The sequence below is a fragment of the Microcoleus sp. PH2017_09_SFU_O_A genome, assembly GCF_020738625.1.
Lineage (GTDB): Bacteria > Cyanobacteriota > Cyanobacteriia > Cyanobacteriales > Microcoleaceae > Microcoleus.
The window spans coordinates 22,144-31,865 of record NZ_JAEQCF010000088.1 but is presented as its reverse complement, the minus strand read 5'-3'; the positions used below and the strand labels follow the sequence as shown (position 1 = coordinate 31,865).

The 9,722-nt window shown below is 46.5% G+C and carries 4 protein-coding genes; 1 reads left to right on the top strand and 3 read right to left on the bottom strand.

Annotated elements, in window-relative coordinates:
* Nucleotides 1–569: 569 nt before the first annotated feature.
* Entirely contained in the window at nt 570–794 is a 225-nt protein-coding gene (locus JGK16_RS26790; protein ID WP_293203499.1) for a hypothetical protein, read from the bottom strand.
* 53 nt (nt 795–847) lie between these two features.
* Here JGK16_RS26790 and JGK16_RS26785 point away from each other — a divergent pair, with 53 nt between their 5' ends.
* A complete protein-coding gene (locus tag JGK16_RS26785; RefSeq protein ID WP_293192824.1) occupies nt 848–4,792 on the top strand; it encodes a PAS domain S-box protein in 3,945 nt (1,314 codons plus the stop codon).
* On the opposite strand, the gene JGK16_RS26780 is transcribed toward JGK16_RS26785, so the two are convergent.
* Complete coding sequence (locus JGK16_RS26780) at nt 4,782–4,952, bottom strand: hypothetical protein (RefSeq protein ID WP_293192826.1); 171 nt, start codon at nt 4,950–4,952, stop codon at nt 4,782–4,784. The two genes, JGK16_RS26785 and JGK16_RS26780, sit on opposite strands and share 11 nt — an antisense overlap.
* A gap of 218 nt (nt 4,953–5,170) precedes the next feature.
* Nucleotides 5,171–9,619, bottom strand: coding sequence for a tetratricopeptide repeat protein (locus tag JGK16_RS26775; protein ID WP_293192828.1), 4,449 nt, complete (start codon nt 9,617–9,619; stop codon nt 5,171–5,173).
* Nucleotides 9,620–9,722: the final 103 nt, after the last annotated feature.

Here is a 9,722-nt window from a genome sequence, read left to right as displayed (position 1 = left end):
TCCGGCAGACTCCCTGTGTCCCAAGGAGTAGAATTGTTGATTTTTTCACCCATCCATCAGCTCTTTTACGGCAAGAAAGGGATTTTGGGGCTACCAGTCAGAAACTGATAGGTGGTGTCTAGCATTTATACAACGGAAAGTTCGCCCACCACGGCTACTCTTATCATCCCCGCTTATTTCGATTCTATCATGGATTCGCTATCGCTCAATTTGCTTGCTGCTCGTTTTCATCCCGTCACTCATCCTGTAAACGGATAGAGTGCGGGACTTCCCACTCGTATTAGTTAAAACAATTGATTGCCAATTTTTTCCATTGTCGGGGATACTACAAGTACACAGGGGGTAATTGCTGTTTTAACTGCTGACACGGCAACGCCACAGGAAATATCTCCCGCACGCAGACGGTCTAGCAACTACTGCAACCGCTAAGAGGGTTAAGATGTTCTTAATTGCCGAAACCCTTGTGGTTGATTGCAATGAAAGGTCTTCCCTCGAACGTCTTCCCTCGAACGTTTTCCGTCTTCCCTCGAACGTTTTCCGTCTTCCGTCTTCCTTCTTTCGGTCAACTATCAAGCCAACTGCCAACTGCCAACTGCCAACTGCCAACTGCCAACTGCCAACTGCCAACTGCCAACTGCCAACTGCCAACTGCCAACTGCCAACTGCCAACTGTCAACTCTTCCTTCTATACAAACACAGGGGTTGCATCGGAAGCGAAAACCAGCGCGCTGGAAAAGCTGTAATTTTGTTACAAGTTGTAACTTTTTCAAATAACAGGTTAAATTTAGTTTCACAAGAAAGTTAAATTCCAGAAAGTAAAATTAATTACAGTCGAGTTAAGCTAAAAGTGTTTGCTAAAAAAAATCATTCAAGGAACCCAGAAACCAACAATTCTCACTTGACAGGTACGGGGGACGATCTCGCGGCCACGAAAGTTTCGTCCACCAAACAACAAGTCGAACAGGATTGGTATCGAACTGTCTACGATAATTTTCCGGGCATTTACTTCGTCCTAGACGCTTTGGGAAGAGTTTTTTCCCTCAATCAATTCGGCGAATCTCGCCTCGCCTACAGGTCGCAGGAATTAATTTGTCATTCAATTTTTAACATATTTTACTGCCAAGATCAAGGGAAAATGCAGTCAGAATTTGCGAGATTGGTTCACCCGACAAAAGGTACGTCAAATCCAAAAGTCGCCTGTTGGGAAGGCTGTTTGACTCGCAAAGACGGCAAAATTATGTGGGTAAAAGCAACGGCGCGCGCTTTGCCTGCGGTAGAATGGAAAATAGACGAAAATACCGATAGTCACTCAGTTGCCAATTTCCAACGGCCGGTGGTACTGTTAGTTTGCGAAGAAATTAAGGCCGCTGCGCCGGTAGCACCGCCGCCAAATTCTCAGGACAATTGGCGCCGTTCAACTTTGGCGATCGCAAAATTAGCCAAAAGTCAACTTAAAGAACGCAACAATATAGAAGAATTCATCCGCGAAGTCACGGAAACCGCTGTCAGTATTGTCAACTGCGATCGAGCCAGTATTTGGCTGTACGGGGAAGACAAAACCCAGCTTCACTGTATCGACTTTTACGAACAAAATACCAAACTCCATTCCGTACAAATAATCATCACAGCGGCCGACTGTCCGGCGTATTTTCAAGCCTTAAAATCCGTAAATGCGATCGCAACGGTGGCAGCCGAAAATGACCCGAGAACGCGAGAACTGGCAAGTCTTTATTTTGCAGATCGGGGTACGACTGCCCTGTTGAATGTACCGATTTTGCTGGCTGGTCAAATGGCTGGAATAGTCAGCGCTGAACGCCGGGGTTCCAGCATCCAGTGGACGGAAGAAGAACACGAATTAACTACAATCTTAGCAGAATTTGTATCGTCAAGTTTGTTGGCTAGCGAAAGCTTAAAATTAGAAGCTATGCGGCGCGAACAGCAGCAAAATATGCTGAGTCAATACTACGACCAACTAGAAGAAAGAGTAGAAAGACGCACGGCAGAACTTAAAAAAGCTAACAAAAAACTGGAACAAGAAATAATTAAAAGAAAACAAGTAGAAGCAGAAATGCGCCGCCAGCACCAAGAACAGCAAATTATTTTTGATTCGGTGCCGGCGATGATTTGGTACAAAGATACGGACAGCCGCTTGTTGCGAATTAATCAAGCCGCCGCTGCATCGAGAGGTTTGCCCGCAAATCAACTAGAAGGCAAATCTTTTTATGAAATCTATCCAGACGAAGCAGAACAATATTATTTAGAAGATTTAGAAGTCATCAATTCTGGCGTTCCCAAACTGGGAAAAGTCCAACTGCTGCCAACTGCCACCGGTCACAAATGCTGGGTGCGGACAGATACAATACCTTACCGCGACGAATCAGGTCAAGTGGCTGGCGTTATCGTGTTTGCAGTAGATATTACAGATTTAATTAGAGTCGAAAGAGAACTGCGAGAAAATCGCGCTCGCCTTACTGAAAAAGTTGAGAAACGTACTGCTATGTATCGGCAGGCAATGGCCGCTCTGTATTCGGCAAATACGCAAATGCAACAGCTAATGAACAACAGCTATGCCGGGGAACACGGTAGCAGCACAGCAGCACAATTGCTCGAATGCGAAGCTTATTTTGAAGCAGTTGCCGTGGCCGATCGCGACACAATTTTGAGCGTCAGCAGGGATTTTGCCGAACTGTTCGGTTACGAACCTGCGGAAATGGTGGGAATGAGTTTGCTGGAACTGCTGTCGCCAAAATCTTACAAAATGGCACCACAAATGATTTCTGCACCCAGCAATACAGTCTGCGAAACGATTTTTCTCAGGCGGGACGGGACTGCTTTTCCTGCTGACGTGCGTAGCAAATTTGTAGTTTGCGAAGGTCGTTTGGTGCAGGTTAAAGCAGTGCGAAATCTCACGGAACGCAAATTAATGGCAGCAGAATTAGAACGATCGCGCTCTTTGTTGCACGCTACTATGGAAGCGACGGCAGACGGCATTCTGGCTGTTACTAATGCCGGAGAATTGATTAGTTTTAATGAAAAGTTAGTTCAAATGTGGGGGATTCATGAAGAAGTTAGAAACTCACTGGATAGAACGGTGCGGCTGACGTTTCTCACTAAGCAAGTTAAAGATCCGAGGGATTTTTTACAGAGAGTTAGAGAAATTTATAGCGATGCGGAGTCCGAAGGCTGCGATATTCTCGATTTTAAAGACGGCCGGACTTTTGAGCGATACACGCAGCCGATTCGAGTCGGACAAAATATTATTGGCAGGGTGTGGCGCTTCCGCGATATTACTTCTCGCGAAAAGGTGACGGCAATGTTGGGGGATTCTCAACGGCGCTTTCGGGCAATTTTTGATTCTTCTTTCCAATTTGTTAGCTTGCTAAAACCGGATGGCATTCTGCTGGAATCTAACCAAACTTCTCTAGATTTCGCGGGAATTAAGCTGCGGGATGTGGCAAATCGCCCGTTTTGGCAGGGGCCTTGGTGGGGAGTTTCTCCGGAAGTTCGGGAACAGTTGCAAGAGGCGATTTCTCGATCGGCAAAAGGTGAATTTGTCCGCTATGAAGTGGAGGTTCAAGGGGTAAACCGCACGGCAACTATCGATTTTTCTCTCAAACCGGTGGCAGACGAAACTGGTAAAATTGTCTTGCTGCTACCGGAAGGTCGAGATATTACTGAAAGCAAGCAGGTGCAAGTGGCTCTGCGCCAGCAAGTTGAGCGGGAACGCCTGATCGCCGAAATTCAATCTCGCATCCGTTCTTCTCTGGATCTCAAAGATATTCTTAAGACTACAGTAGCGGAAGTGCGGGAGTTTTTGGCCACGGATCGGGTGATTATTTTCCGCTTCCGGCCAGATTGGAACGGGGATGTGGTGGTGGAGTCGGTGGGCGCAGGATGGATGCCGCTGATGGGGATGGCGATCGAGGATTGCTGTTTTGCTAATACTTATGTGGGACAGTATTTAAAGGGCAGAATTCGCGCTGTAGAAAACATTCAGGCTTCTAATTTTGCCGAGTGCCACGTCAATTTTTTGGCCGAGTGTCAGGTGAAGGCGAATTTGGTGGTGCCCATCGTGCAGCAGGGAATCGAACACCGTGACGGCAATCCTACTTGTCAAGTGCCGAAGTTGTGGGGTTTGTTGATTGCCCACCACTGTTCGGCGCCCCGCGAGTGGCAGCCGTTTGATATGGATTTGCTGAGTGAGTTGGCTACTCAAGTGGCGATCGCGATCGAACAATCTTTACTTTACCAGCAGTTAGCTGCTGCTAACCAGCGGTTGGACGGGTTGGCGAATTTGGACAGTCTGACTCAGCTAGCTAACCGCCGTCGGTTTGACGAGGTGATTAATCGGGAATGGGAGCAGTCGAGCACTGCGGAACCGCTATCTTTGATCATGTGCGATATTGACTGTTTTAAACTTTATAACGACAATTACGGCCACCAAGCTGGGGATGCTTGTTTGCAACAAGTCGCGCGGGCGATCGGGGATGCTTGCGCCCACGCACCCGCAGAACGCCTTTATTTAGCTGCTAGGTACGGTGGCGAGGAATTTGGGGTAATTTTGCCAAATACGGATATCGCCGCTGCACAGGCTTTTGCTGAGGGAATCCGCAGGCGCGTCAAAGCTTTGGCAATTCCCCACCTCAAGTCTGTTGTCACCGATTGTGTGACTCTCAGCATGGGGGTGGCGACGATTGCTGAAGGTCAAAATTCGCCGAAGATGCTGATTGAAGCTGCTGATAAGGCGCTGTATCGGGCTAAGTCTGGCGGGCGCGATCGAGTTAACAGTTGACAGTTGTCAGTTGACAGTTGGCAGTTGGCAGTTGGTAGTTGGCAGTTGGCAGTTGACAGTTGGCAGTTGGCAGTTGGCAGTTGGCAGTTGAGGAATTACAAAAAAACGATCGCGCCAACCGGCATAAGGTTAGGGCGATCGCGGTACTATGAATCAGCATTTATATATCGGACTCGGCGCGGAATTTTTACGCATTTTCACGGATTTTGTTACAAAAATTTACTGAAGGTTGCGTACAAATATCTTGAAATCGCTTTTCTCTACCTGATATCTCTTTTTTTTTGAACCGCAGAGGGCGCAGAGGACACAGAGGAAGAGAAGGGAGAAAGAGTTCACAACTAATGACAACTGTCAACTGTCAACTGTCAACTGACTAACCTATTTAGCTAATAGTTTCTGAAACACCTCATACATATCTTGGGCTAACTGTTTAGGATTCCACAAAGGTGCGAGATGTTCTGACTGCTTAGACTTAATTAAATGTTCTTTCACCGCATTTCTCAAGCCAGCATCGCGCCCAAACTTAACTCCCCACTGCGTGTATTCTTCCCAACTCCAAGCTGCACCCACATCGAGATTTGCACTTTTGAGAAAAGCATAACCCATTCGTGAAAGATATTGGTCGCCGGATCTCGTTACTACTGGCAAATTCGCCCACAAAGCCTCTAAATTGTGAGTCCCGCCGTTGTAAGGATAGGAATCTAACAACACGTCGGCTACATAATAAATAGCGCGATGTTCTTCTTCACTTCGGGTTTGGCCGATAAACTTAATCCGTTCAAAATCTACTCCCTGAATATCGCATTCTTCGCGGTATGTGCTATGAATTATATCCGGATCGCCTTGACCTTTGCGAATCAACATACTATCTGGTACTTGCTTAAGTATTCTAACTTGAGCTTGCACCATTTCAGGATTAGTTTTTCTGCCCGGAGCGACACAGAGATAAGCCATTTGATCCAAGCCAATCCCGAGGGCATTTCTAATCGCCTCTCGATTCACAGGAATGCTTTGCAGTTCGCCAATTGCTACCGAACAATTAGGCAATCTCACTAACTGTTCTAAGTAATTTTTGTCAACACCTGGGGGATGAGTGTGTTCGTCGCACAGAAAGTAGTGATTCTCCGAAATGTATGGCGCGTCGAACCCCAGCCAAGAAACGCAAATCCCCGCCGGATATTGGTACAAAACTTCGACATTTGTCGGTACTGTCATGGAGTCTAAGTCTATTAAAACATCCAAATCGTCTTGGACTACTTCGGCGAAGATTTCGCCACCGTCAGCAAAACCGTTGGGATATTTTTTCGGCCAGTAAAACTTGCCGGCCATTTCTTCAAACCGCTGTGTAACTTCGTCTCGGTTGAGTTTACCTGTCACGTAAAGATGAACGTGGGGAGTGATGCGACTTAATTCGCGGATTAAGGCTTCGCTGCACCAGCCTACGGAGTGGCGGCGGAAGTGTTTGGAAAGGAAGCCGATTTTTAATGGCTGTTGTTTGGTTAAATAATTTGCGGATTTGATTCTGTTGGCTTGCTGTCGCTGCGGGACGGCTTTTTGGTAGTATTCTTTGGCAATTAGTCGGTAGAAACTGGCATTTTTTTCGCGGTTGTCTCGGAGGTGGGAAACTGCAAACAGGAAGATTTCGTAAAGCAGTTTGAGTTCGATGACGCTAAAGGTTTCGACTTTTTCGTAGCAGAGTTGTTCGATTTCTTCGAGTTTCTCAATTGCCTGTTTGCTGACTCCTGATTGGAGGTAGGAAAAGACGTAGGCTGTGGCTGACATGACTGGGGCATTTTCACCGCAGAATTCGCAGTATTTGTCGGCGACGCTGCGGGCTCTGGCTAGGTTGGTGGAGTGGCTTAGCAAGTCGCACAGTTGTTGGTGGGCTTCGCTGTATTTGGGGTTGCATTCGATCGCCTTTTCAAAATATGCGATCGCCTCCAACGGCTTATCTTGCTTCTGAATGTGTCCCATCCGGCAGTAAACCTCTGCCCAATCCGGTTTTAAGGCCAAAGCTTGCTGATAGCTGGCTAAAGCTTCTTCCAGCAGGCCCTGCATGGACAAACAACTGCCGATGTTAGCGTGAACTTCCGGCCAATCGGGCTTGATTTTCAGAGTATTTTGGTAATTAGCAATCGCTTCTTCGTATTTGTATTGCTGCATGAAAGAATTGGCTAAATTGAAGTGCAGCACTTCTAATTCGGGTTTTAAAGCAACAGCTTGCTGGTATGCGACGATGGCAGCATCGAGATTTCCTTGCTGCGATCGCGCGCTGGCGATGTTACCATAGGCCTCTGCCCAATCCGGTTTAATGGCGATCGCCTTTTGGTAGCTTTCGATGGCTTCGTCGCGCTTGCCTTGACTAAACAGTCGGTTTCCTAAGTTGAAGTGGAAGTCGGCGCCGACAAGCTGCGGGTTGAGTTCGGATGTTCTCTGAAAACAGGCGATCGCAGCGTCGATGTTGCCATGTTTGTGATATACTTTGCCTAAATTCCAGTGAGCGCCCGCTAAATCTGGACTCAGGGCGATCGCTTGTTGGTAATGGGCGATCGCCTCTGGCAAACGACCCATTTTGAAATACATACTGCCGATATTGGCGCGCACTTCCGCAAAATTTGGCTGCAATTCTAAGGCTTGAGAATACGATCGAATCGCAGCTTCCATTTTACCAACCGCTTGCAAAGCATTGCCTAAAGTTACATAAGCATGGGTATAATCAGGTCTAATTTTGATAGCTTGATGGCACGCTGCGATCGCCTCTTGAATTTTCCCTTTAACTAAAAAGTTTTCTGCCAGTTTTTTGTACTGTTCTACTTCTTGAAAATTAGCAACTTGTGTGATATCTGGAACATTCAGCGAGGTAACTTGTTCGGAAACTTCAGCAGGGTTGGTAAACGGAGTATTTAAATTTTCAGGATTAGGTGCTGGTGGCAAATTGATACTCGAAGGCTGCAATCCATAGCCTTCATCTTTGTTGACAGATACTGGTTTTTCCTCATCAGATTCTGTTTCTAATGCGAGAAATTTGCTATCGGTAGTTTGTTGCTGTTTTTGTGCGGTTAAACTGGATAAAATTTCCGCAGCGCTGGCATTTCCCGGTTGCAGTTGCAGGACTTTTTGGCAGCAAGCAATTGCCGCATCTAACTTTCCTTGCTGCTGCAAAACGCTGGCTAGCATCAAATTCACCGAGCACAAACCGGGATTAATAGCAAGAGCTTGTTGGTAAGCCTTTGCCGCCTGTCCCAATTGCCCTAACTTGTAATACATACTGCCGAGATTCGCGCTGGCTTCTGCTAAATCCGGCTGAAGTTTTAAAGCTTGCAAATAAGCTTGAATTGCCATTTCTAGCTGGTTTTGGCCGTGCAGGGCATTGCCCGCTGTCAGGTACGCGGGAGCAAAATTCGGTTGAAATTTGATGGCGAGGTTGCATTGGGCGATCGCGCGATCGAATTCTCCTTGCAAAACATAAACTTCCGCCAACTTTTTATGAACTTCCGCATCTTTGGGATTGCACTCTAAAGCTTTCTGATAACTCTCGATGGCGCCACCGAGATCTCCTCTATCTTTCAGGCGATTTCCCTTGACAAAATATGTTTGAGCTGATTCTAAATCCACCAAAAACTCTTGGATCATTTGCTCTGCCACTCTTACAGGTTTTACACTAATACTATTCAGCCATTCTACCCACTCTCGGGCTCGCACAGACCAAGTAGACCCTCGATTGATATATTCTACCTGCTGTCTCAGATGAGTTTCAGCAATTGCACCGCCCGTACCCGTAAACTCTTTTAAAACTTCGACTGTCGCATCTAAAAACCGCCTTGTATATCCCTCCCAATCCGGTGTACCTGCACGCTTCCAATCAGTTACCGATGCCAAATTTTCCACCCCTGACATAGAAACTAGACGCGCAAATCCAGCCGTTGTTTCCGGCAAAGCTGCCAATTCACTCGTCACAATGCGGCAACCGCTAGCCATCGCCTCCATCACCGCAATCGATGACGTTTCTAAATAGCTATTCGGGTAAGCTAAAACCGCGACTGAACGCAGTTGCCGGACAAGTTCGGGTTGCGGTACCGAACCGACATACTCGACACCTTCTATTTCCTGACACTCTTCGTAAAGTTGATCGAAACAAAGCTGATTATCATTGTCGTCTATTTGGTGTACTTTCATGCTAGAAAATACTTTTAATCTGGTTCCGGGGACAGCTTGACGAATTTCGGGAAAAACATTTAATAAAATATCCAGTCCGCGAAATGGAGTGCTAGTGTAAGCTAGAATGGGCGGTCGAGATTTTTGAGATTGGATCGAAATATTATCGGCAAAAATGTTAGCAAAACAAGGTGCAATCGCATTTCTCAAAACACAACTACGATTTAAATCAATCCCAAAACAAGTATGAAATTGCTCGCGCTGCCAGTCGCTGACAAAAACAAAAGCATCACAAACATTAATTTCTTGAACATTCTGGAAATCTTGGAGAAAAACAAAGCCTGGTTCGTTATGAATCCACAAAATCAATTTAGTGTGCGCGCCCAAAAAAGGCTTAATTTCCAGTGCCTTACCAACTATATTGACTACAACCAAAAAATCGAGCGATCGCAATAATTCCAAATTAGCACTGTCCGCCACCCGCAGCCTGCAATCAACCCCGCGCCACATCCCCGGTTCCGAAGTATTGTTGAGTAGAAATACCTCATTTCCCAGGGCTGCCAACGCCTCAGCTAAATAACAAATAGCCGACTGAGTGCCGCCCAAAGGTTCGCGGTAAGGAGTTTCAATGTTGTAATCCCAAGTGTAGGTATCGAGAAATCCGATTTTCATTATGGCAATTATCCGCCGATTTGTGAACTAGATTTTTTTAACCACAGAGGGCGCAGAGGGCGCAGAGAAGAAAGAGAGAATTTCCCACTTGAAACAATTTGCG

Bases quoted from the DNA above. Each gene is read 5' to 3' on its own strand.
- JGK16_RS26775 (WP_293192828.1), bottom strand. From the start codon at position 9,619: ATGAAAATCGGATTTCTCGATACCTACACTTGGGATTACAACATTGAA.
- JGK16_RS26780 (WP_293192826.1), bottom strand. From the start codon at position 4,952: ATGCTGATTCATAGTACCGCGATCGCCCTAACCTTATGCCGGTTGGCG.